Raw genomic sequence first — 21,626 nt, forward strand, 5'->3', positions numbered from 1 at the left:
ACCCGGCCCTCCAGGCCCGTAAGTGGCACCCCGCAGAACCGAAGCCGCCATAGAAGAGTGGGCCACGCGAAGCGTGGCCTTGTAGTGCGGGGTCCGGTGTTGGGCGAGGGGTGGCCCTGGCCCGCGCCCGGACGTGGGCCAGGGGGTCGAGTGGTCAGGTGATGTTGACGTCGACGCAGGCGTAGAAGGCGTTGGCGGTGTCGGCGACGTTCCACCGGGCCAGTACGGTCTGCTGGCCGCTGTAACCGGACAGGTCGACGTTGTGGGTGAAGTTGGACGGCGGACGTGCGCCGCCCTCGTCGAAGCTGTCGACGAGCTGGCCGTCGATGAAGTACTCCCACGTGGAGGTGGCGTGGGTGACCGTCAGCGTCCAGTCGAAGGCGGCGTTGGTGCCGACGTTGGCCACCTCCCAGCCGTAGTTGTCGTCGTCGAGCTCGGAGAAGCGCGCGTTGCCACCCGAGCAGCTCATCAGCCCCTTGGGGCCTTCGACACTCTGTGGCTCCCACCGGATGTCCCCACACTCGACGACGCCGGCGGCGCACTGGGCCTGCCGACTGGCGGGGTTGGAGACGTAACCGTGCGCGTTCGCCGTCCCGGCGGGCATCAGCGCGAATATCAGCACGGAAGCGGCCGCCACGGCACCCGTGGAACGGAGCTTATTGTTCTTCATACGTTTCTCGCCCTTCGTGGAGGGTCGCGAACCACCGGGACACACCCGGCACTACGACGGAGTGGGCGGGACCATTCGGCACCACAGGACAAACGGGCGACACATTCTCGATCGGGAAATAGATATCCAGACGAATGACTGCCAACCGGTGGTATTACCGAACCTCCCAACCCCTTATTCCGTCAGTCATGGGAAGCATAGACAGGCACCAAATAGCCCGTCAAGATACCCTTTCCCGCCAATCCGAGTCGGGTTTCCGCCGGAAAACGGAAGACTCCACCCATCGATCCTCCCCACACTCCACCCCACCCTGGGCTGCGCAGACCCCTGAACTGGAAAGACTCTTTCCAGATCTGCCATGCATCCCCAAGAAAAGGTCGATCCCCATCCACGGAAGGGGCGGAAAAACCTGGCACCTCACCTTGGGGATACATTTATCCCCTGACACGGTGACGGCCACCTCAAACCGGTGATCCACTCTCACACCGCCTCGGGGACCCGGGAAGTCGGCACGGGCTTGGTGGACGACAATCGGGAAACACTTCACTCCGATCAGCCGCCACGAAACAGCGATCCGCGATTATCATGACGAGATTCGCAACGAATACGACGGAATTGCCGCGGACTATCCGGTGGTTCAGTCGCCGGTCCGGCCGGCGCCGTTCGCGCTGTCGGGAGCGGCGTCGGGATCGGAAACGGTGCGCGCCTCGGGGTCGTTGGCGGCGTCGAGGGCGCGGCTCCGCCGGTAGCGGATCAGCCCCAGGGTGACGAGCGGGGGTGAGAGGACCAGGAGGAGTCCAGGGATCCAACTCTGGGTGGCCCGCAGCAGGGTGGCGCGCTGTCGCGCGTGGTCGGCGTTGGCGGTGACCTGCGCGGGTGGGGTCTCCAGGTCGGCGGACAGCAGGACGACCTCTCCTCGGCCGTCGACGCCACGCAGCGCCTCGCGGCGGCGTTCCTCCCGGTGGACGGGGAGGCCACTCTCCGGCTCCACCCACACGGTGCGGGTGAGGTCCAGCCACCGCGCCGCGTCGACCACGCCGTCGCCGTCCTCCCCCAGGACCTCGGCGGGGACTGATCGGACGGAGTCGGGAAGCTGGGTGGCCTCGATGGTCTGGACGTAGCGGCGGGTCTCGATCCCGCCGATCTCCTCGACGCCCTCGTAGCGCATGGCGGGGGCGGCGCGGATGTCGGCGTCGTAGTAGGGGTGATCCTCCGGGGCCGCTCCCGGGGGCCAGTACAGGGTCAGCCCGGCCTGGCGCACGGCCCGGTCCCCGTTCACGTGTTCGCCGCAACAGTTGATCGCGGTGCCGTCCGCGCGGTCCACGACCACCCGCCGGTCCACGTGGTCGACGGGCCGCTCCTCGGCCTCGGTCCCGCTCTGGACCCACCACACGCTCCAGCCCGCGTTGCCGGGCGACTGCTGTGCGAGGACCTCCTCGGTGCGGACGACCGACACGTCCTCGACGGTCTCCCACTGGGTGGTGTCCAGGTACTCCGCCGCCTCGTCCTCCAGCACCACCTGGTCGGTCACGGTGCCCGGCAGCAGGGCCAACTGCGCGTAGACGTAGGTGCGCAGCAGGATCGCGAGCGCGGCGAGGAAGGCGCCGAGGCCGACGAGGAGCACCGCGGCGTGCCTCCGCGCGGCGGCCACCCCCCGCGAGGCCGGGCCGGCGCTCATCGGTCGTCCCCGTCCTCGAAGCGCCACAGCGACACCACGAGCCTGGCCAGCGCGGGCAGGCACAGGAGCTGGGGGATCCAGCCGCGCAGGGGGTCGGCGAGCAGCGCCGTGACGGCGTGGAAGGACAGGTTCTGGTGCAGGTGCCCGCCGAGGGCGAGGGCGCAGCCGGCGAGCAGGAGGGCGCCCACCGCCACGCCGGGGCCGGAGACCGCGCGGGCCAGGCGTAGGAGGAGGCTGGGCCGGGTGGTGGGGCCGGCGGTGGTTGCCGTGGTGCGCCGGCGGGACAGCCACCACGACAGCGCGAGTGCGCCCCCGAAGACGAGCGCGCCGGCGGGGCCCGCGATCCACGTCCCGAAGAGGAGCGCGAGAACCGTGAGCAGCGCGGTGGGCATGCCGCCGGCCGGCGCGGTCGGCAGGGCCCGTCCCCCGCGCACCACCTGGGCGTGGGCCCGTCGGGGAACCAGCGCGAAGAGGGCGGCCAGGCCGGCGAGGACACCGCCGATGGCGAGGGACCAACGGTAGGGCTGGTCCGGAGCATAGGTGAGGGTGACGGTCCCCGACGTCCCCTCAGGGATGGCCCAGGCCTGGCGCCACCCGTCGAGGCGGTAGCCGTCCAGGTCCACCCGCGCGCCGTCGGCGGTGGTGAGCGTCGCCTCCCACCCGGCGTTGTGGTTCTCGTTGACGACGAGGTGGGACTCCTCCTCTGTGTCCACCGCGAGGCGGCGGGTCCGTGGACCCCATTCCAGGACCTCCGCCACCGGTTCCATGACCACGGGGTCGTCGGCGCCGTCGGGGCCGCCGCCCGACGGGGTGAGGGTCGTGGCCTCGATCCGGTAGGAGGTACCGCCGTCGACGGACAACGCGTTGTCCCCCTCGTCCAGGGTGACCTCGTCGCAGGCCTCGAAGCGGACGGGCAGTCCCGCGAGCACCTCGGCGGCGTCGGCGTCGGGTAGCCGGGTCGCGACGCGCTGGCCGTTGACGCGCACCACGGGGCCGTTGCCGCAGGCGTGTGACACCCCTCCGGACAGCTCGTCCATCGGGTCGGCGGCGCCGGAACCGGGGAACACCACGCTGGCGAGTTCGAGCGGCTGGTTGGCGGGCGGGGTGAACCGCAACCGCAGTTCCTCGGTGGTGAGCTCCCCGAAACCGACGAGGCCGTTGCTGTCGAGCCAGGCCTCGCGCGAGGTGTCCGGGGTCTCCACGACGACGCGGATCGGGGACTCCACGCTGTCGGCTCTCGGGAAGCTGAAGAGGATGCCGTCCAGGTTGGTGGGTTCGCCGAACGCGACGTCGAGGGTGGGCTCGGGGTCCTGGGGGTCGGGGTACCAGATGGTGCCGGCGTCGCTGTCGAGCGCGTTGCGACCGAGCGCCGCCGGGTGGTCGGCGGCGACGGAGGACGAGGTGACGGCGGGGGCGTCGGCGGCGCGGTTGGCGATGTTCTCCAGGGTGCGTGGGTTGGTGACCACCACTTCTCCGGCCACCTCCTGCGGGGTGTCCGCGGTGTCGGCGCTGGCGGTGAAGGAGCGGTGGACGAGGCGGGCGTCCTCTCCGTGCACCGCGAGTTCGGGGGCGCACACCCAGGTGGCGGAGCCGCGCATGCATCCGGAGACGGTCCCGGTGGATCCGGTGAACACGGCGGTGCCGGCTTCGTCGACGCCGGGGACGTCGAGGGTGCGGACCGGGTCGACGCCGGGGATGTTGAGCTCGGTCACCCCCACCCGGGAGCCGAAGCGGAACTCCGGTTCCCAGGCCAGGTCGGTGACCCTGATCCGCACCCGTTCCGTCTCCCCCGGCGGGGTCGCGATCTCCTGGGTGCCGGCGTCGTCGTTGGCGTCGACCGTGGCCCGGACCCGCCCGGCGTCCGTGATCACCTCGAGTTCGGCGGGTGGGGGCTCGCCGGGGATGGGCTCGAAGGCGACGCTGAGGCCGGAGACGTCGCGGGGCTCCTCCAGCTCCACCTCCAGCCACTCGCCCACCGCGCCACGGAATCCACTCGAGCGCCACGCGGTGGCGGCGTTGCCGTCGACGGCCGCCGCCGGGGCGCGCCCGGGATCCCTGGTGGTGGCTCCGCCCTCGGCGCCGGCCTGGGAGCTCGACGCCCGGATGCCGGCGATTCCGTCGTAGGACACGGTGGCGGTGGAGGGATCCCAGGCCGGGTCAGTGATGTCGGGAGCGGGGACGTCGCGTTCGTACTCCTCGTCGGCGGTGAGCGTCCCGCTGACGTTGCGGCGGACGTCGGGGTAGACCATCTCCCGGCGTCGCACGGTGTCGGTGGCGATGGTGTCGGCCGCGTCGACCTGCTCGGCCCCGGGGTCGGAGCCGATGACGACCGGCCGTTCGTCGTCCAGTACGCCGGTCTCCAGCAGCGGCAGGAGGGACTCCGGTGCGCCGAGGACCCGGAGTGTGTCCTCCCGCGGCAGGGTTCCGACGAGGGGTGCGGGGTCGGCGACGGTGTAGATGTCGACGGCGCGGTAGGGCTGTTCGAACCGGCCCACGTCGGGGTCGGTCTCCGCGTCTCCGATGATCGGCCCGAAGCCCCGGTCGCGGCTGATCCCGGGCGAGTCCTCCAGGGCTTGGTGGACCTGCGCCGGCCACGCGCCGTTCGCCCCGTCGCGTTGCAGGTCGTTGCGGACGAGGAGGTGGGAGACGCCCATGCGGGCGAGGAACGGCGCGAGTCCGGTCGAACCCTGCCCGGAGGCCAGCCGACGGTCCACCTCGTGCAGGATCCGGGAGGAGCCGGGGGATCCCCAGGGGATGATCTGGTGATTGGTCCACCGCCCGTCCATGAGTGGCTGCATGGGCTCGTCGAGGGGGCGGCCCCACATGTACTCGCCGCGCGCGGAGCCCGGGACGGCCATCGTCATGCCGTCGCCCGTCTCGGCGTCGAGGTAGGCGATGGCGTCCCGCCAGTGGTCCGGGATGTCCTCGAAGCCTCCGCGGGTGGCGATTCCGGCGGTGGCGATCGGGGTGAGGGTGACGGCGACGGCCGCGGCGCAGGTGACGGCGGTGGCACGTCGCACCACGTCCGGAGGGGCGTTCCGGGTGAGGCGGCTGGGCCGGCCCTGGGTGCGCTGGACGACGGCGAGCGGCAGGAACGCGAGTCCGAGCGCGAGCGGGAGCCGGATCACCGCGTCGAACTTGTGCACGTTGCGGAAGGGGGCGAGGGCGCCGTCGTAGAGCCCCCGCATCGTCTCGGCCAGGGGGCCGGTAAGGTCACCGGTGTGACCGCTCACCACGATCGCGACGCCGGTGAGGAGGGTGACGATGAGGAACGCGCGTTCGGGCAGGCGCCGGTTCGCCAGACCCGCCAGACCGAGTCCCGCGACCACGGCGGTGACCGCGATCAGCAGAGGCGCGTTGGCGAGCTCGGCCCCGGCGGGGAGCGGGGCTTGGCCCTGGGTGGAGAGGTAGCCCATCCAGTTGGAGGAACCGCGGACCGCGTTGATCAGTGAGGCGACGCTGGTGGTGGTGCCCGCGTCCTCGGTGAAGGGCATGAAGTCGTAGACGTAGCGCCCCAGGATGATCAACGGCGCCAGGTACCAGAAGGTGACCAGGGCGATCGCGAACAGCCACCACCCCAGGAGCCGCCAGGTGCGGGCACCGTTGCGGCGGGTGAGGAGGTACAGCAGCGGCACGACGAGGATGGCGAGTTCCGAGGCGGCGTTGGTGCCGCCGCACAGCAGGAAGGCCGTCGCGGACAGGAAGGCCGCGCGGGCCGGACTGGCGCCGTGCCGCGTCCCGTGGATCAGGGGGAGCAGCACCCACGGCAACAGCATGGTCGGCTGCAGCTCCGCGGAGTTGTACGACAGCAGCGTCAGCACGCGGGGCGACAGCGCGTAGGCCACTCCGGCCACGATCTGGGTGGAGGTAGTGCCGATCCCCAACGCGCGGGCCACGCAAACCACGCCGAGGAACGCGGCGCACAGCAGGACCGCCATCCACACCCGCTGCACCATCCAGGGGGGCATGTCGGCGGCGAGCAGGAGCGCGTGGAACGGACCGTTGGGGAAGAGGTAGCCGTAGGCCTGGTTCTGCAACTGCCCGAAGTAGGCGCCGTCCCACAGGTGCAACGCGCGTTGGAGGAAACCCGTGGGGTTGATCGCCAGGTCGATCTTGGTGTCGCCGAGGATTCGTCCCGGGTCGACGCTGAACGCGAGCGCGGTGAGGAAGAGGCACACGGCGAACAGCGTGAGGCGACGCGTGAGGGTCTCTTCCCCCCGGGCTCGCGGCGTGGGAGAGGAGGCGTGGGTCATAAGGTGTCGCGCAGCAGCCCTGCCATCTCCCGTCCGGTCCGTTCCCAGGTGAACTGGGCCGCCCAGGCGCGGCACTCGCGCTCGATCTCCCGCGCGCGCACCGGGTCGCTCAGCTCCTTGAGGGCGCGGCCCATCACGTCGGGGAGGGTCTCGCCGTCCCGCACCAGCCAGCCGGTGACGCCGTCGCGGACGGAGTCGCGCAGGCCGTCGACGTCGTAGGCGACCGTGGGGATGCCCAGCGCCGCGGCCTCCATGACCGTGAGCCCCCACCCCTCGAACTCCGAGGCCGTCACGTGCAGCCGGCAGGAGGCGATCACGGCCCGCTTCTCGCCTTCGGGAAGGAACCCGTGCATCGCGACCCGGTCGGCCAGATCATGCCGTTCGGCCCGCTCCACCAGCGGCGCCGCCTGGGGGCCGCGCCCCACCACGTGCAGGCGCAGGCCGGGCCAGTCCTCGCGCAGCGCGTCCACAGCGTCCACGATCCGGGTGACGCGTTTCTGGACGACCAACCGGCCCAGGACGAGAACTCCCGGTGTTCCGTCCTCGGCCGGCCGCTGCTCCGGGACGGGGTGGGGGGCCGGGGCGCCGTTGTGGATCACGGTGATGTCGGAACGCCAGGCGAGCTTCGTGCGCAGGGCCTGGCGAGAGGACTCCGACACGGTGACGGTGCGACACCGGCGGTACACGCGGCTGGCGATGGGGCCCTCGACGAACTGGCCCAGCCGAGCCAGGAGGTCCGGGAAGTAGGCGCGGAACTGCAGGTCGTGGACGTGGTGCACCAGGCAGACGACGGGGGTGCGGCGTGGGAGCACCAAGGGGGCGAAGAACGGGACGCCGTTCATGCAGTCGATGACCGCGTCGACGCGACGGCGCCGCCACAACAGGCGCAGGAGCGTCGCGGGGTAGACGGAGAACTTGCCGCCGCGGCGTTCGATCCGGATCCCCGCCCGGCTCTCGCGGCGCGGCTGGCCGGGTTCCCGGCTGGTGTGGAAGGTGACCTGGGCGCCGCGGCGGGCGAGGTCATCACTGACCCGCCACGCGTACTCCTCGGCGCCGCCGGCGACGGACTGCCACGGGCAGCGCCAGTTCAACACCGCCACCCGGACGCCGTCCAGCCTCGGTGGGGCCTTGTGACTCTGCCGGGCAGGAGTGTCCCGGTGCATGAGACCCGGGTCAGCGATCACCGTAGTTGTACAACGACTCGTTCACCGGTTCGGTGGTGGTGGAGGCGGTCGTGGCCAGCGAGGCCCCAGCGAAGCTCACCGCTACGGCGAGCGCGACCCCGACGGCGGCCGCGGAGAGGATCTTGAACACGGTGGGGGGCTCCTTTGCGCGTCGTGGTTCGGGGGCGTGGCATCACCGGCGAGGGCGCCGCGGACTGGAGCTGTTCCTCGAGGTAGGCCCTCGGAGACTCCAACTAGAACGTGATGCAGCGATTGACCAAACGACTGCCCCAACTGTAACTAACCATCCAGTAACTTCCAACCCCGAAATATCGGACTCCCCCGACCGATTTGGTGCTGCTTCCTGCGACGCTGCGGCGTCAACACGCAGCAGTAGGAGCTCGGTGCCGCTGTGGACGCCGACGAATCCGGGCGCCTCGGGGGTGAACATGTTCTGGTTTTCCGGCGGCGCGTTGTCGTGCACGAGGACGTAGCGCACGCCGAGCGCGGCGAGCTCGGCCGCGAGGCGCGCGGAGTCGGGGTCACCGGGTTCGGCTCCCCCGCTGTCGGGGGCGCCGGTCACCTCCGGGGGGAGGAGTTCTCCCACGGCGCGCGCCCACGGGTCCTCGCCCTGGGCCACGCGCAGGCCGTCGGGGGTGTCGACGCGGAGGGCGTCGTTCCACACCACGGGGCGCTCGAAGAGTTTGACGGCGGGGTCGAGGACGACGGTGTGGCCCCCGTCGGCGCGGTCCATGCCGCGGTAGGCACTCCAGGGCAGGGTGAGTACGGCGCCGGGGGCGGGGTCGTCGTCGACCATTCGTTGGACCCGCTGCCACTCTTCCGAGTAGTGCACCGGGGACAGCGCTCCCGCTCCTCCCCAGGCGAGCCCCGGGAGGAGCGCCACGCTGAGCAGGGCGAGAGCGGCGCCGGTCGCCCGGCCGAGGGGGGTGGGGCCGGTGTTCTCGCTCGCCGCGCGTCTGGGGGTGCCGATCCACTGGGCGACGCCCGCGATGCCCACCGCCTGGAGCAGGGCGAGGGGGGCGAGGTAGAGCTGTCCGTCGCGGAGCGTGCCGAACCCCGGCCACGCGGAGATCGCGGCGGCGAGGGCGGTCTGTCCGGCTGACGTGGAGCCCACCAACGCGATGGTGAACCCGACGGCCGCCGCGACCGACAGGGCGACGCCGTAGGGAGTCCGGGGGCCCCGACGCAGCAGCCACACCCAGCCGGCGAGGGCGGTGAGGGAGAGGAGGAGCTGGCCCAGGGCCAGGACGACGGAGTCGTAGCCCGCCGGGACGGCCTGGGCGTTCCAGATGCCGCCGAGCGCGAGCAGTGACCCGGTGACGCCGAAGGGGGTGTCGGCGCGCGCGGCGAAGAGCTCGGCCCCGGCGGGGTCGGTGCTCGCCGACGCGCCGAGGGCGGGGACCAGCCACGGAAGACTGACGACGGTGAGGGCGCCCGCGACGACCCCGGCACGGACGAGAACCACGCGGCGGGCGGGTGAGGAGGGCGGCGCCCGCCAGGAGTCCGGACAACAGGATCGAGGAGAATCCCCCCACGGCGGCGGGGACCATCGCGAGCACCATCCGGGGGGCGTCCCGGGGGGTGTGGACGCGGGTGGCGGCGGCGAGCACCCAGGGCAGGCCCGCGTATCCGAAGAGGAGGGCCCACTGTCCGAGGAGCAGCCGCTCCGCCAGGAACGGGTTCCACACCGCGAACACCGCCCCCGCCAGCCGCGCGGGCCACGGGCCGGGAACGATCCGCCACACACCGGCCGCCGCCACCATGAAGACGCTGAGCAGGAGGAGGGTCTGCACCAGATCACCGGGGAGCACGCTGCCGAGCGCCCCGACCACCGCGTCGCTAGGCACCGCCCGGGGAAACCCTTCCCCGCCGGTGAGCACGTGCCAGGACAGTGGCGGGTTGGGCACGAACACCATGTCGTACCGAAGCGCGAACCCCGGCCCCACGGCCGGCCCCAACGCCAGGAGCCCGGCCGCGAGCCCCACCCCCCACGGCGCCAGAGCGGCGAGGATGCGAAGGCAGCGGGTCACAGGTGCACCCTACGAGAGGCCACTACGTCCCCCGATTGCAAAAGAGGATCCCGGCAGTGTCCAGGCCGGCAAGGCAATGCCGTCAGTCGCGGACGGGGTCGGCGGTGAGACGTTCTGTCACGCCACGCAGCCAGTCCTCGTTCCAGGCCAGGCGCCCCGCGCAAGTCGTCCACGACGGCGTTCACCCACCGCAGCTCTGCTTCGGTGAGCGCCCGTTGGTAGTCGTCCTCCAAGGTGAACAACCGGGGCAGGCCCATGGCGCCGGCCTGCGCGGCGTCGGCTTCGGCTTGCCGCAGGAGGTCCTGCAAGCGCCGCGCCCGGGCTTCCAGGAGCCCCGCGGCCCGGTCCGGCGTGAGGTGCGGCAGCGAACCCAGCGCCACCGGAAACTCTGGGAACTCGCGCCGGGGTGGTGAGCATCTCCTCGAACCACTCCTCCAACGTGTTGTGGCCTTTTTCGGTGAGCCGATAGACCGTCCGTTCGGGCCGGCCCTGCTGACGCGCATTGTCCCGCTACCGGGCGTACCTGACTCCGCTCGCGCAGGTGAAAGCGCACCCCCACCCGTTGGGTGCGGCACGCCCTTATGGGGGTGGGGGTGGCCTGGGGGTGGCCCGCCGTCACGGTCCGCTGTTCCGTTCCAGGGCTTCCGCGATCGTGCGCGCCGCCGTGGGGAACGCGCCGGGGTTCGGGCCGGAGTAGTTGAGGCGTAGGTGGGGTCCGGTGGGTTCGGCGGGGAACCATTCGTCACCGGAGGCGACGATGACGCCGGCGGTCTCGCAGTCCCGTACCAGCCTCGCCACGTCGGTGCCGTCGGGGAGCCGCACCCACAGGTTGAGTCCGCCCTGGGGGACAGCCGCCACGTACGCCGTGGGAACGTGCTCGCGGAGGGCTCGGGCGAGTAGGTCGCGGCGCGGTGCCAGCTCGCGGCGCAGGGTGCGCAGCGAGGTGCGCCAGGCGGGTTGGGTGACGACGTCGAGTGCGGCGGCCTGGAGGACGCCGCTGACGTACATGGACTCGGCCTGGGCGTCGGCGTGGATGCGCTCGCGGGCGGGACCTCGGGCGATGACTCCAGCGATGCGCACGGCCGGCGACACGCTCTTCGTCAACGAACGCAGGTACACCACGTGTCCCCCGTCGTCGCGGGCGGCGAGGGGCACCGGATCGGCCGTGATCCCGAAGTCGTGCGCCCAGTCGTCCTCGATGAGGAAGGCTCCGGACTGGCGCACGGTATCCATCACCCGGCCGGCGACAGTGGATGACCATCGGGCGCCGGTGGGGTTGGCGAAGTTCGGTTGGGCGTAGAAGGCACGGGCTCCGGTGCGATGGAACGCGCGGGCCACATCATCCGGGTCGGGCCCGTGGATGCCGCTGGGGATGGGAACGAGCCGCACACCGACCTGGTTCGCCGCGAGGATCGCCCCCCAGTAGGTGGGTGATTCGATCAGGAGCGGACGTCCGGCACCGACCACAGAGCGGAAGACCGAACTGAGTCCACTCTGGCTCCCCGGAAAGATGATCACGTCGCTCGGCGCCGGCGATGCGGTGCCCATGGTGGTGGCCGCGCCGAGTTCGCTCGCGAACCACGCTTGGAGTTCCGGCAATCCCGCGGCTGGTGGCCTGCTGATCGCCGCGTCAGAGCGGGCGGCCCGGGTGAGCGCGGCACGGACCAGGCGTTCGGGTAGCAGCTCCCTGTCCGGGTAGCCCGAGTGCAGCGCGATCACGTCGTTGGGTGGGCTCCGCAACGGGGCGGGCAGGTGCGGCGCGCGGTGGACCGGTGTGCCGAGGGCGGCGGTCTGCCACCCGTAGTCGTGCGGCCGTGCGACCCGTGTCGCGCGCACGAAGGTTCCGACCCCGGGACGACTCTCCACCGTCCCCTGCGTCACCAGGGTGCGGAGCGCTTTCTGCACGGTGACCGGGCTAGCGGCGTACTGGGCCACGAGTGCCCGGGTCGAGGGCAGTTTCGCGCCGGGTGGGGCGGTCGCGATCCATTCGCGCAACCCGGCGACGATCCGCGCACTGCTATCCTCATACATGTCAGACAATAGTAGCGCTACTGCACTCGCCGCGCCGGCGCTATCGCTCTCCCGAGCCGGACTGTGGTGGGGACTCCTGGGCGTCGCGGCCTTCTCCTGCACGGTTCCCTTCACTCGGGTCGCGGTCGGGAGTGGCGGGATATCACCGTTGTTCGTCGGCTCGGGCCGTGCGGTCATCGCCGCGGCCCTCGCCGCCGCGGCCCTCGTACTGACCCGTCAGCGCCTTCCGCACGGCGTCCAGTGGGCCCGCCTCGGGGTGGTCGCCGGCGGCATCGTCGTGGGTTTTCCGTTCCTGACGTCCTACGCGCTCACCACCGCCCCGGCGAGCCACAGCGCCGTCGTGATCGCGATCCTGCCCGCCGCGACCGCGGCGGTCGCGGCCCTGCGCGGGCAGGAGCGCCCGTCTGCGTTCTTCTGGGGCATGGCGGTCGTGGGCGCGGCGGTCGCGATCGTGTTCGCGGCGCTCTCGGGCGGCGGCTTCACCGGCCTGCACTGGTCGGACCTGATGCTGTTCGGTGCGGTGATCGCGGCCGCGATCGGCTACGCGGAAGGTGGGCTGCTCGCGCGTGAGCTCGGGGCGTGGCAGACGATCTCCTGGGCTCTCGTGATGTCCGCACCCGCGATGGTCCCCGTCCTGGGGGTATCGATGGCCCAGAGCCCGCCGAGCGGCACCCCGGTGGAGTGGGCCGCGTTCGGCTACCTGGCCGTGGTGAGCATGTATCTGGGTTTCTTCGCGTGGTACCGAGGACTCGCGATCGGTCCGATCGCGCAGGTCAGTCAAGTGCAGTTGGTGCAGCCAGTGCTGAGCGTGTGCTTGGCGGCCGTTCTCCTGCACGAGCGGCTCACCTGGGTCACCGTCGTCGGCGGATTCGCGGTGCTCGTCTGCGCCGCCGTCACCGTGCGCACCCGCCTCCGGTTCGTCGCCAACCCGCGTTGATATTGCTGCCAGCGACAACCGGGCCACTGTCATACGCGACAGCTACAAGATCAACGGGGGGTGATGGCTGGTGGAGGAGCGGGTTCACCAGACGGGGCGGAGGGGCGGCACCCCGTCCTCGGTGCGGGCTCTGATCAGGGCGATCAGGGTGTGCCGAAGGGTGTCCGCCTCCACGGGGCCGATCGCCTCCGAGACTTCGGCCTCCAGTGCGTGGAGGGCGGACCCGGCCACGGTGAGGTGGCGCCGCGCCTTGTCGGTCAGCACGACCAGACGCCGCCGGCCGCCCGCCGGATGGACCACGCGGCGAACGTACCCGCGTTCCTCGAGGTAGTTCACCACCTGCCCGGCCGCCTGCTTGGTGATTCCGAGAGCCTCGGCGAGCTCGGAGCTCGTCGCACCGTCGTGGCCCAAGGCCTGGAAGGCCAGCCCGTGGATGGGCCGCAGCTCCGCGTAGCCGGCATCGTCGGTCCGGCGGACGAACTCTCCCAGCATGAGCTGGAAGCCCATGCCGAGGAGGAACGTCAGTTCGGTCTGCTCCAACGGATCTCGCTGCGCCATGCCCCCATGTTGACACATGCGAGTCAAGCCGCTTTACTCACTGAGTAAAGCTCGTTTACTCAGGAGGTCTGATGGTCATCATCCGAGAGACAGAAGCACGCACGACCACCACGCCGGGCGGCACGATGGCGGCGCTCGCCGGTCCCAGTCAGGGCAGCGAGGAAATCAGCACCTGGCGGGTCCACATGCCGGCCGAGGCACGGTCACCCATCCACAGCATCGACCGTGACCAGGTGTGGATGCCCCTCGCGGGGACCTTCGAGATCACCGTCGCCGAGGAGCCGTTCACCGTGTCAGCGGGCGAGGCGGCGGTTGTCCCCGCCGGAGCGGAACGCGTGGTCGCCGCGGCCAAGGACGCCGAAGCGCTCGTCTGCATGCGCCCCGACGGCACAGTCAGCCGCCCCGGAGTTCCCGGCACCACGCCCGTTCCGTGGGCCCAATAGGAACACCGCGCCAAACCCCCAAGGCCCTGGGGGTTTGGCCACTCCCCCACACCAGGCCAGGAAGTGGCTACGGCGAGCACCCGGAGTCGCCGCAAGAAATGAGTCACGCGCAGCGTGGCGGTCTCTCCTAGCCCGCCACGTTCTCTCGTACTCGGGGACTCAACTCCTCCGGGGTGACGTTGTGCAGGCTGTCACCGTCGGCGATGTCCAGGGCGTGGGCGGCGGCGAAGCCCATGGCGGCGCAGGGGCCCATAACGCGGATGCTGGACAGAGCGGCGGGCTCACCGTCGACGCAGCGGCCGGCCGCCACCAGGTTGTGGGCCGTCGGGGGCAGCATGCTGCGCAGCGGGACGTAGTGCACGTGGTCCGGCTCGTAGGTCTCCCACACGTAACCCTCGGGCCGGTCGTGCAGCTCGATCGGCCAGGCGGTGCGGGCGACCGCGTCGTCGAACCGGACCCCGGAGCGCACCTCGTCCACCGTGAGCTGGTGCGTCCCCTGGATCCATCGCGTCTGGCGGCGTCCCGGGAACCCGTAGGCACGCACGCGGGCCTCACCGAAGGCACGGGGGAACTCCTGGCGCAGGAAGTCCACCACCCGGTCCGCCTGGACCCGGCCGTCGAGTTGTGCCTTGGCCGCGCCCACGGCGTCCAGCGGGGACTCCACGTGGGTCATGTTCATCACCGCGGTGTTGCGGCCCGGGAAGAAGAAGGCCAAGCCGTCGCGGCGGATGAGCCCGTAGGCGTCGGCCTTGGCGTCGATGCGGGCCACCAGCTCCTTGGGGTCCGGCTTCCACTCCTCGTCCAGGTGCTCCAGCCGGACCTGCTGCGAACCCCACACTGTGCGCTCGGGCACGCGGCAGGGGAAACCGGCCTCCCAGGCGAGAGCCGCGTCTCCGCTGGCGTCGACGAACCCCGCGGCCGTGACCCGCACCCGCCCGTGCCTGGTGGCGAACCCACACTGGTGGACGCCCCCGTCGTTCACGTGCACGTCCAGAACCGACGCCCCGAGCACGACCTGGATCCCGAGCTCCCGCACCAGGTTCTCGAACCAGCGCGCCAGAACCACTTCGTCGTAGCTGACCGTCATGGTGTGGCTGCGGTTGTAGTGGATGTCGTTCGTCCGCCCGAGGTCCTCGAACATGGCGTCGAAGATGCCGTGCGTCAGTTGCCGGTACTCCGGGGCGTTGCCGTAGACACCGCAGAACAGCCCGATGAGCGAGTTCACGCACTGCCCGCCGAGAACGGGTTGGGCGTCCACCAGGGCCACCGAGTGGCCCAGGCGCCGCGCCTCGACGGCGGCCGACAGGCCCGCGATCCCCGCCCCGACGACGCAGACGTCCGCCGTGAGTTCCTCCGACGGCTGGTCCGCGGTTCTGCGTACGGTGCGGACGTTGAGCTCGGTGAGCTCGTGCGGCATCTTCTCTCCTTGTCTGGCCGCGGCGCGGCCGTGCTGCGGATGGGGACGCCCTGGCTCAGAGGCTCAGGTCGCGCTGGCTGTAGACGGACTCGTGCCACGGGATGAAGAGCCGCTTGAGTCCGCTGACGATGAAGTACAGGATCAGCCCGATCGCGGACAGCAGGATGATCACCGCGAACAGGGCGGGGGCGTCGAGGTCGTTCAGGGTGCGGACCACCAGGAAGCCGAGCCCCTCGTTTCCGCCCAGGTACTCACCGACGATCGCCCCGATGATGGCCAGGACGATGCCGACCTCCATGCCGGTGAAGACGTAGGGGAGGGTGCTCTTCATCTCCAGGTGTTTGAAGGTCTGCCAGCGGCTCGCGTTGAGGCTGCGCATGACCTCCCGGTGCCCGCTCTCCACCGAGCGCACCCCGAGCTGGGCGTTGAGCATGATGGGGAAGAACGCGAGCAGCGCCGAGATGATGATCTTGGGCGCCATGCCGAAGCCGAACCAGATCACGAACAGCGGGATCAGCGCGACCTTGGGCACGACCTGGGAGGCGACGATGAGGGGGCGGAGGCTGTTCTCGAGCCAGGGCAGTTTCCCCAGGATGGCGCCGACGGTCACGCCGACCACCAGGGCGATCAGGAACCCGGCCAGGATCTCGGTCACGCTCGTCCCCGCGTGCCGCCACGTCTCCGGGTCCACCACGAGCTCCCCGAACGCGGCGAACACCGTCGTGGGCGGCGGGAGAACGAGTTCCGACATGTCGTTGAACCGGACGAACAGGTCCCACGTGACGAAGAAGACCAGCAGGATCGCGGGGGTGCTGATCCAGGGCAGTAACCGTAGGGATCGGGAGCTGGCGATGATCCTCACTCCTCTTCGTCGAGCGTGTGGCGCAGGTCGCGCACGATCGCGGCGAACTCCGGCTCGGTCTGGACGTCGATGTCGCGGGGCCTGGCGAAGCCGACGGGCGTGATGTCGCGGATGCGGCCGGGCCGTGGGGTGAGGTGGACGACGCGATCACCCAGGAACACGGCCTCGGTGATGTCGTGGGTCACGAAGACGACGGTCGCGCCGGTCGCCAGCGCGATCCGTTGCACCTCGAGGTTCATCCGTTCCCGGGTGAGGGCGTCCAGCGCTCCGAACGGCTCGTCCATGAGGAGGAGTGTTGGCCTCATGCTGAGCGCCCGCGCGATCGCGGCGCGTTGCCGCATCCCGCCGGAGAGCTCCCGGGGGTAGGACCGCTCGAATCCGGACAGCCCCACGAGGATCGCGAGTTCCTCTGCTCGCTCCCGCTGCTCCTTCCTGCTGTATCCACGCAGCGTGAGCGGGAGGGCGATGTTCTCCTCGACCGAGTACCAGGGGAAGAGGTTGGGGTCCTGGAACACGACGCCCAACTGGGCGATCACCGACGAGTCGACGCGTGTCCCCCGCCAGAGCGGCTGGTCCTCGACCAGGACCTCTCCCGTTGTCGGGCTGGTCAGGCCGGCCATGATGCGCAGGAGGGTGGTCTTTCCGCACCCGGAGCGCCCGATCAGTGAGACGAACTCGCCGTCGGCGATCCGTAGGTGGATGTCGTGGAGCGCGTCGGTGTGCGCTCGCCTGCTGTGGAAGCGTTTACCGACGCCGACGAGCTCCAGCTTGGTGGCGTCCGGCGGAGACGGGGATGTCGGACGGGGTTCTCCCACTGAGGGGCTGCTCATGGACATCGGGCTCCTCTGGAGATTGGTGTCAGGCCCCGGGCAGCAGACTGTTGTCGAACCAGGCCGACGCGTCCCCGTCGGGGCTGGCGAGGCCGGCGGCGACGAGCTCCTCGTATCCCGAGACCCACGCCTCGTCGTGGGTGACCAGCAGCGGGGCGTCGGCGTCCCCGCCCGACCACAGGTCCCGCAGTTCCGTGAGGGCCTGGCGTGCGATCTCGTCGTCGTCCAGGGCCGTGAAGGAGTTCTCGCCGCGCAGGGTCTCCAGAGTTTCGTCCAACGACTCGTCGGCGACGACCGACGCGAGTGCGTCGTGGATGGCCCTCATGAACGCCTCGAGCACCTCCGCGTTGTCCTGCAGGTCGTCCTCCGTGGTCACATAGACCTGGGAGTCGGACGCGACCAACGTGGCGGGATCGAAGACCGCCGCGTCCTCGTTCTGCGCCACCACGGTGTGGGCGGTGTCGATGCTGACGACGTAGCCGGCCAGCTCCCCCTGCTGCACGAGGTTGAACGTTCCGGGTGTCAGGCCCACGACCTGTTTCGCGGTCTGGTCGGGGTCGAGTCCGGCGTTGGCGAGGACCAGGGAGACCACCAGGTCGCTCGTACCGCCTTCGGACGGGACACCGATCGTCTGGTCGAGGAAGTCCTCGGGGGTCTCCAGGCTGAGGTTCTCGGTGCTGTAGACGACCCGTTGGGACGTGCCGCGGGTCAACGAACCGACGCAGACCAACGGCTGGTCGGAGTCCGCGACGGTGGTCATCAAGTCGATCTGGCCGATCCTGGTGATCGGTCCGAGCCCCGAGATCAAGGTCTGCATCGCCTGGGGCGAGCCCTGCACCTCCTGGAGCTCCACGTCGAGGCCGTGTTCCGCGAAGTGTCCGCCGGCGAGGGCGAGCAGCTCCGGCGTCATCGACAGGGTCTCCAGCGGCAGGTAGCTGAGGAAGGTGGTTGCGTCTCCCCCACCCCGGGAGCCACAGGCGGACAGCAGGCCGGGGCCGGCGATGGCCGCGGCCGCGGCGAGCGAGGAGCGGGCCAGGAAGGCTCGGCGGCTGACAGGTGACGACGATCGGACAGGCACCATCGGTCCCCTCTTTCCCTATTGCCGAAGCAGGGGTTGCGACCGGCTCGAGAAAGAATCACCTCGGGGAAGATCGACCGGCTACCCGCGTTTCCGGAGAACGGAAGACTCATACATCCGGTTCGGGATCCTTCTGTAGCTTCCGGGAGATGCCGCGCGTGGTGACCTGCACGAGGTAGGCGAGGCTGGGGCCGTAGGGCTCGGTGTGCGGGATGATCAGGGACAACGCCGCGACAACCTCCCGATCGGCGTCATGGATGGGCGCCGCGATTGACGCGAACGCCGGGTTGATCTGGCGGTCACTGACCGCGTATCCGGACCGGCGCACCTCGGCGAGCACGTGCCGCAGTTCCCGCGAACTCGAGTAGGTATGTGGTGTGTAGGACTCCAGCGGGCCGCCGAGGACCTCTTCCTGTACCTCGACCGGCGCGTGCGCGAGGAGCACGAGGCCCACGGCGGTCGCGTGCAGGGGATAGCGACCGCCCACGCGCGGCCCCGAGGAGGCCGAGTCCGGGGTGACGAAGCGTTCGACGAAGATGACCTCGTTCCCCTCCCGAACGGCGAGGTGAACGCCCCGGTGGGTCGTCTCGTACAGATCCTGCATGAAGGGCAGGGCCGTGCGTTGGAGTCCGACGGACCGCGGTGCGTGCGCGGCGACCTCCCACAGGCGCAGTCCAATGCGGTACCGGCCCTCGTGGTCGCGTTCGAGGGCGCCCCACTCGTGCAGCTCGTTCACGATCCGGTGCGTGGTCGTGAGGGGGATGCCCGAACGTCGACCGATCTCGGAGAGGGTCAGTGGACCGCCCGAGTTCTGGAAGGAAGCGAGGATCCGCAGCGCGCGTTCGAGCACGGACCGCCGCTCACTGGCCATTGGTGCAGTGTAGTTCGGCGCTTGGCGCCCATCGTGACCCGGGTCACGATGGGCACCGGCGTGGCCGCACCTCCGGTGTAGGGACGGCACGCTCCCGTCGCGCGGTCAGGAGGTCAGGTCGTACAGCGCCGCCGCGTTGGTGTGGTTGACCGCGGCCGAGGTCGGGGCGTCGAGCGCGGCGTGGAGTCGTTGGGCTCCCTCCCCGTGGTCGTGGGGGTGGTCGCTGGCGTGCATGAGGAGCTTGTCCGGACGGAGCATGGCCAGGACCTCGGCACACTGCCGTTCGTCTGCGGGGAGCTGGGCCGGCTGGGTGGTGAGGCGGAAGTGCCGGTAGAAGTACTCCGAGGGCGACTCCCGCACCCAGGGCACCTCCCGCCAGATCCCCTTCCACTCCTTGTCGAACCGCCAAAAGAGGGACGGGACCCAGGTGAACCCACACTCGGCCAGGCAGACCCGCAGGTCGGGGAGAGACTCGAAGACACCCTCGGCGATGAGGCTGACCACCTGGCCCTGCACGACTTGGGAGTTGCTGAGGTAGTCCTCCAGGTAGGTGTGGGTGGAGCCGTGGAACGTCGGCCCGCTGGCCACGCGTCCCCAGGCGTGCAGGCCGAGGACGAGGCCGTGTGAGCTCGCGGCCTCCAACAGCGGACGGAAACGCGGGTGACCGTAGCGCACGTCCTGCCCACGGACGGGTAGCAGCACCTGGGTGAACCGGCGGTCCGTACCGAGCCGTTCGATCTCCGCGACCGCGGCCGTGACGTCCTGGGTTGGCACCACGATGCTGGCGCGCAGCCGGGAGTCCCGCTCCAGCCACTCCGCGACGAGCCAGTCGTTGATCGCGCGGCACAGTGCGGTCTCGAAGTAGGGGTTGCGGTTCGCCGTGAATGCCGTGACGCAGTTGAGGATCGCGTGGGTGAGGTCGGACCCGTCCAGCAGTTGTCGACGGAGGACGTCGACGGTGTCCGGCGGAACTGTACCCAGGTCTCGTGCCCGCTGGGTGGAGGTGGTCGGAGCCGCCGGAGGGTAGGGAGCCCCGACCGCCGGGGAGAGGGTGACGGTGGCGTCGTCGATGTAGTCGCGCCAATAGGCGTCGAGGTAGGGACTCAACGCCTCCCAGGAGGCGGGGGCACAGTGCACGTCAGTGTCGATCCTCATGCCGCCGGCCCTTCCAACCGGTAGCCCCGGTGCGCGTTCTCACCCAGCATCGCCGTACGCATCGCCTTGGGCAGCGACCGCAGGGCCATGGTGGGCGAATCGAAGTCCCAGTGCGGGTAGTCGGAGGCGAACATGATGCGCTCGGTCATCCCGGTGTGCTCCAGGGCCTGCAGGAGCTGCACGTTGTCCTCGGGCTCCTCGATCGGCTGGGTCGTGAACCAGAAGTGCTCACGGAAGTACTCCGAGGGTTCGCGGCGCAACCAGGGAACGTCCCGGCGCAGCCGCGCCGCGGCGTCATCCATCGCCCACATCTGCGGGGCCGCCCAGGAGATGCCGCCTTCGACGAGAACGACCTGTAGTTCGGGGAATCGTTCGAACACGCCCTCGAGGATCATGTCGCAGGCGGTGAGGGCCATCGAATTGCCGTACCAGGCGTGCTGCTCCAGGTAGAAGGAGGGCCACCCGTCCGAGCGGTGGTTCTCGATCCCGCCGAGGTGCACACCGACCGGGAGGCCGGCGTCCACGGCGGCGGCGTAGATCGGGTCGTACTTCCGGTTGCCGAGCATCGCCTCCGCGCCGGAGGGCAGGAGCACCTGCACGAACCTCGGGTCGCCAGCCCTGCGGCGCACCTCCCGGACCGCGAGTTCCGGTGACTCGTGGGGAACACAGATCGAGGCACGCAGACGGGGCTCGCGGTCGAGCCACTCATCGACGAGCCACTCGTTCAGCGCGTGACACAACGCGTCGGCGAACTCGGGGTACTCGGCCCCGAAGGTGTGGGCCTGCAACGGGATGAGGATCCCGTGGTCAACGGAGTACAGGTCCAGGAGTTGCCGCTGGACCAGCCCCAGGTCGCTGCCGGGGATCCCGTCGGCGGGCCAGGAGTCCCGTCGCATGCCGCCGTTGCGAACCCGCGGATAGACCAGAGGTGGCGCGGGGACCCGGTTGCCCTGGTTCTCGTACCGTTCGCGCCACGGACTCGCGAGCCTGGGTGCGATGTGGCGCGGCAGGGCCGCGGGGTGGATGTCGGCGTCGACGACGGTCGTCGCCTGTTTGCGGGACGTGTCGGGTGTCGTGTTGGGGGCGGTCAGCGTCATGACCTGTCACCTGTCCTCTCCGTCGCGTCGACGTCCCCGGGGCCGGCGTTGGTCGTGGTGTCCACGATCACGTAGTCGTCCTCGACCCGTACCGGATAGGTCTCGGCCACGTACGGCCCGGGGGTGCGGCCCGGCACGCGAAGGTCGAGGTCCTGGTCAAGGGTCTCTCCGGAGGCGACGGAGACCTGGTAGCTACGCGCGGGTGGCTCCGTCGGCCCGAGGAAGGACCGTCCGGTGGCCAGTTCGTACTCCCAGCCGTGCCAGGGACAGGCCAACATCACGTGTTCCTCCCCGGTTCGCGCGCTCCCCGGCCCGTCGGAGTGCGTCCACGGGGCGGTGCGGCCCGCGCAGAGGGGGCCGCCCTGGTGGGGGCAGTGGTTGCTGATCGCGTAGAACCGGTCGCCGACACGGAACACCCCGATCGAGCGGCGCCCGACGTCGACGACGCGCCTTCCTCCAGGTTCGAACTCGTCAACTCGACCAACGACAATCCGCATCAGCCGTTCCTCACCCACTGCCCAGCGCAGTGCGT

General features: G+C 70.5%; 18 protein-coding genes. 2 read left to right on the forward strand and 16 right to left on the reverse strand.

From position 1 onward, the window contains the following. Positions 1–154: 154 nt before the first annotated feature. The 7 genes from J4H86_RS11810 to J4H86_RS11840 form a co-directional block, all read right to left on the reverse strand. Positions 155–670, reverse strand: coding sequence for a lytic polysaccharide monooxygenase auxiliary activity family 9 protein (locus J4H86_RS11810; RefSeq protein WP_236543547.1), 516 nt, complete (start codon positions 668–670; stop codon positions 155–157). Between the two features lie 637 nt (positions 671–1,307). Continuing rightward, a complete protein-coding gene (locus J4H86_RS11815) occupies positions 1,308–2,348 on the reverse strand; it encodes a porin PorA family protein (protein ID WP_236543548.1) in 1,041 nt (346 codons plus the stop codon). Then, positions 2,345–6,601 carry an alpha-(1->3)-arabinofuranosyltransferase gene (locus J4H86_RS27260; RefSeq protein ID WP_269134559.1) on the reverse strand — a complete coding sequence of 1,419 codons (4,257 nt, stop codon included), beginning with the start codon at positions 6,599–6,601 and terminating at the stop codon, positions 2,345–2,347. The genes J4H86_RS11815 and J4H86_RS27260 overlap by 4 nt, the downstream gene beginning before the upstream one ends. Beyond that, positions 6,598–7,764, reverse strand: a complete 1,167-nt coding sequence (locus J4H86_RS11825; RefSeq protein ID WP_236544001.1) for a glycosyltransferase family 4 protein — start codon at positions 7,762–7,764, stop codon at positions 6,598–6,600. Before J4H86_RS11825 ends, J4H86_RS27260 begins: the two co-directional genes overlap by 4 nt. A 10-nt stretch (positions 7,765–7,774) precedes the next feature. After that, complete coding sequence (locus tag J4H86_RS11830; RefSeq protein ID WP_236543549.1) at positions 7,775–7,915, reverse strand: hypothetical protein; 141 nt, start codon at positions 7,913–7,915, stop codon at positions 7,775–7,777. A 42-nt stretch (positions 7,916–7,957) separates the two neighbouring features. Continuing rightward, positions 7,958–9,250, reverse strand: coding sequence for a hypothetical protein (locus J4H86_RS11835; protein WP_236543550.1), 1,293 nt, complete (start codon positions 9,248–9,250; stop codon positions 7,958–7,960). A gap of 1,180 nt (positions 9,251–10,430) precedes the next feature. After that, a complete protein-coding gene (locus J4H86_RS11840; protein ID WP_236543551.1) occupies positions 10,431–11,846 on the reverse strand; it encodes an aminotransferase-like domain-containing protein in 1,416 nt (471 codons plus the stop codon). On the opposite strand from J4H86_RS11840, the gene J4H86_RS11845 reads away from it, so the two are divergent. Next, positions 11,845–12,783, forward strand: coding sequence for a DMT family transporter (locus J4H86_RS11845; RefSeq protein WP_236543552.1), 939 nt, complete (start codon positions 11,845–11,847; stop codon positions 12,781–12,783). The two genes, J4H86_RS11840 and J4H86_RS11845, sit on opposite strands and share 2 nt — an antisense overlap. An 84-nt stretch (positions 12,784–12,867) precedes the next feature. Here J4H86_RS11845 and J4H86_RS11850 read toward each other — a convergent pair whose 3' ends face one another. Continuing rightward, entirely contained in the window at positions 12,868–13,341 is a 474-nt protein-coding gene (locus J4H86_RS11850; RefSeq protein WP_236543553.1) for a MarR family winged helix-turn-helix transcriptional regulator, read from the reverse strand. Between the two features lie 71 nt (positions 13,342–13,412). Here J4H86_RS11850 and J4H86_RS11855 point away from each other — a divergent pair, with 71 nt between their 5' ends. Then, entirely contained in the window at positions 13,413–13,784 is a 372-nt protein-coding gene (locus tag J4H86_RS11855; RefSeq protein ID WP_236543554.1) for a cupin domain-containing protein, read from the forward strand. 127 nt (positions 13,785–13,911) lie between these two features. On the opposite strand, the gene J4H86_RS11860 is transcribed toward J4H86_RS11855, so the two are convergent. The 8 genes from J4H86_RS11860 to J4H86_RS11895 form a co-directional block, all read right to left on the reverse strand. Continuing rightward, positions 13,912–15,201 (reverse strand): FAD-dependent oxidoreductase, encoded by a 1,290-nt coding sequence (locus J4H86_RS11860; RefSeq protein ID WP_269134560.1) that lies wholly within the window; start codon positions 15,199–15,201, stop codon positions 13,912–13,914. A gap of 55 nt (positions 15,202–15,256) precedes the next feature. After that, positions 15,257–16,063: an ABC transporter permease gene (locus tag J4H86_RS11865; RefSeq protein WP_236543555.1), complete on the reverse strand. Its 807-nt coding sequence runs from the start codon at positions 16,061–16,063 to the stop codon at positions 15,257–15,259. After that, positions 16,060–16,893, reverse strand: a complete 834-nt coding sequence (locus tag J4H86_RS11870; RefSeq protein WP_236543556.1) for an ABC transporter ATP-binding protein — start codon at positions 16,891–16,893, stop codon at positions 16,060–16,062. Before J4H86_RS11870 ends, J4H86_RS11865 begins: the two co-directional genes overlap by 4 nt. 28 nt (positions 16,894–16,921) lie before the next feature. After that, positions 16,922–17,974 carry an ABC transporter substrate-binding protein gene (locus tag J4H86_RS11875; protein WP_236543557.1) on the reverse strand — a complete coding sequence of 351 codons (1,053 nt, stop codon included), beginning with the start codon at positions 17,972–17,974 and terminating at the stop codon, positions 16,922–16,924. 106 nt (positions 17,975–18,080) lie between these two features. Further along, positions 18,081–18,842 (reverse strand): IclR family transcriptional regulator, encoded by a 762-nt coding sequence (locus tag J4H86_RS11880; RefSeq protein ID WP_236543558.1) that lies wholly within the window; start codon positions 18,840–18,842, stop codon positions 18,081–18,083. A gap of 105 nt (positions 18,843–18,947) precedes the next feature. Beyond that, positions 18,948–19,997: an amidohydrolase family protein gene (locus J4H86_RS11885; RefSeq protein WP_236543559.1), complete on the reverse strand. Its 1,050-nt coding sequence runs from the start codon at positions 19,995–19,997 to the stop codon at positions 18,948–18,950. Continuing rightward, entirely contained in the window at positions 19,994–21,094 is a 1,101-nt protein-coding gene (locus tag J4H86_RS11890) for an amidohydrolase family protein (protein WP_236543560.1), read from the reverse strand. Before J4H86_RS11890 ends, J4H86_RS11885 begins: the two co-directional genes overlap by 4 nt. Then, positions 21,091–21,591 (reverse strand): Rieske (2Fe-2S) protein, encoded by a 501-nt coding sequence (locus tag J4H86_RS11895; RefSeq protein ID WP_236543561.1) that lies wholly within the window; start codon positions 21,589–21,591, stop codon positions 21,091–21,093. Before J4H86_RS11895 ends, J4H86_RS11890 begins: the two co-directional genes overlap by 4 nt. Between the last annotated feature and the right edge of the window lie 35 nt (positions 21,592–21,626).

Source organism: Spiractinospora alimapuensis (assembly GCF_018437505.1).
GTDB classification, from domain to species: domain Bacteria; phylum Actinomycetota; class Actinomycetes; order Streptosporangiales; family Streptosporangiaceae; genus Spiractinospora; species Spiractinospora alimapuensis.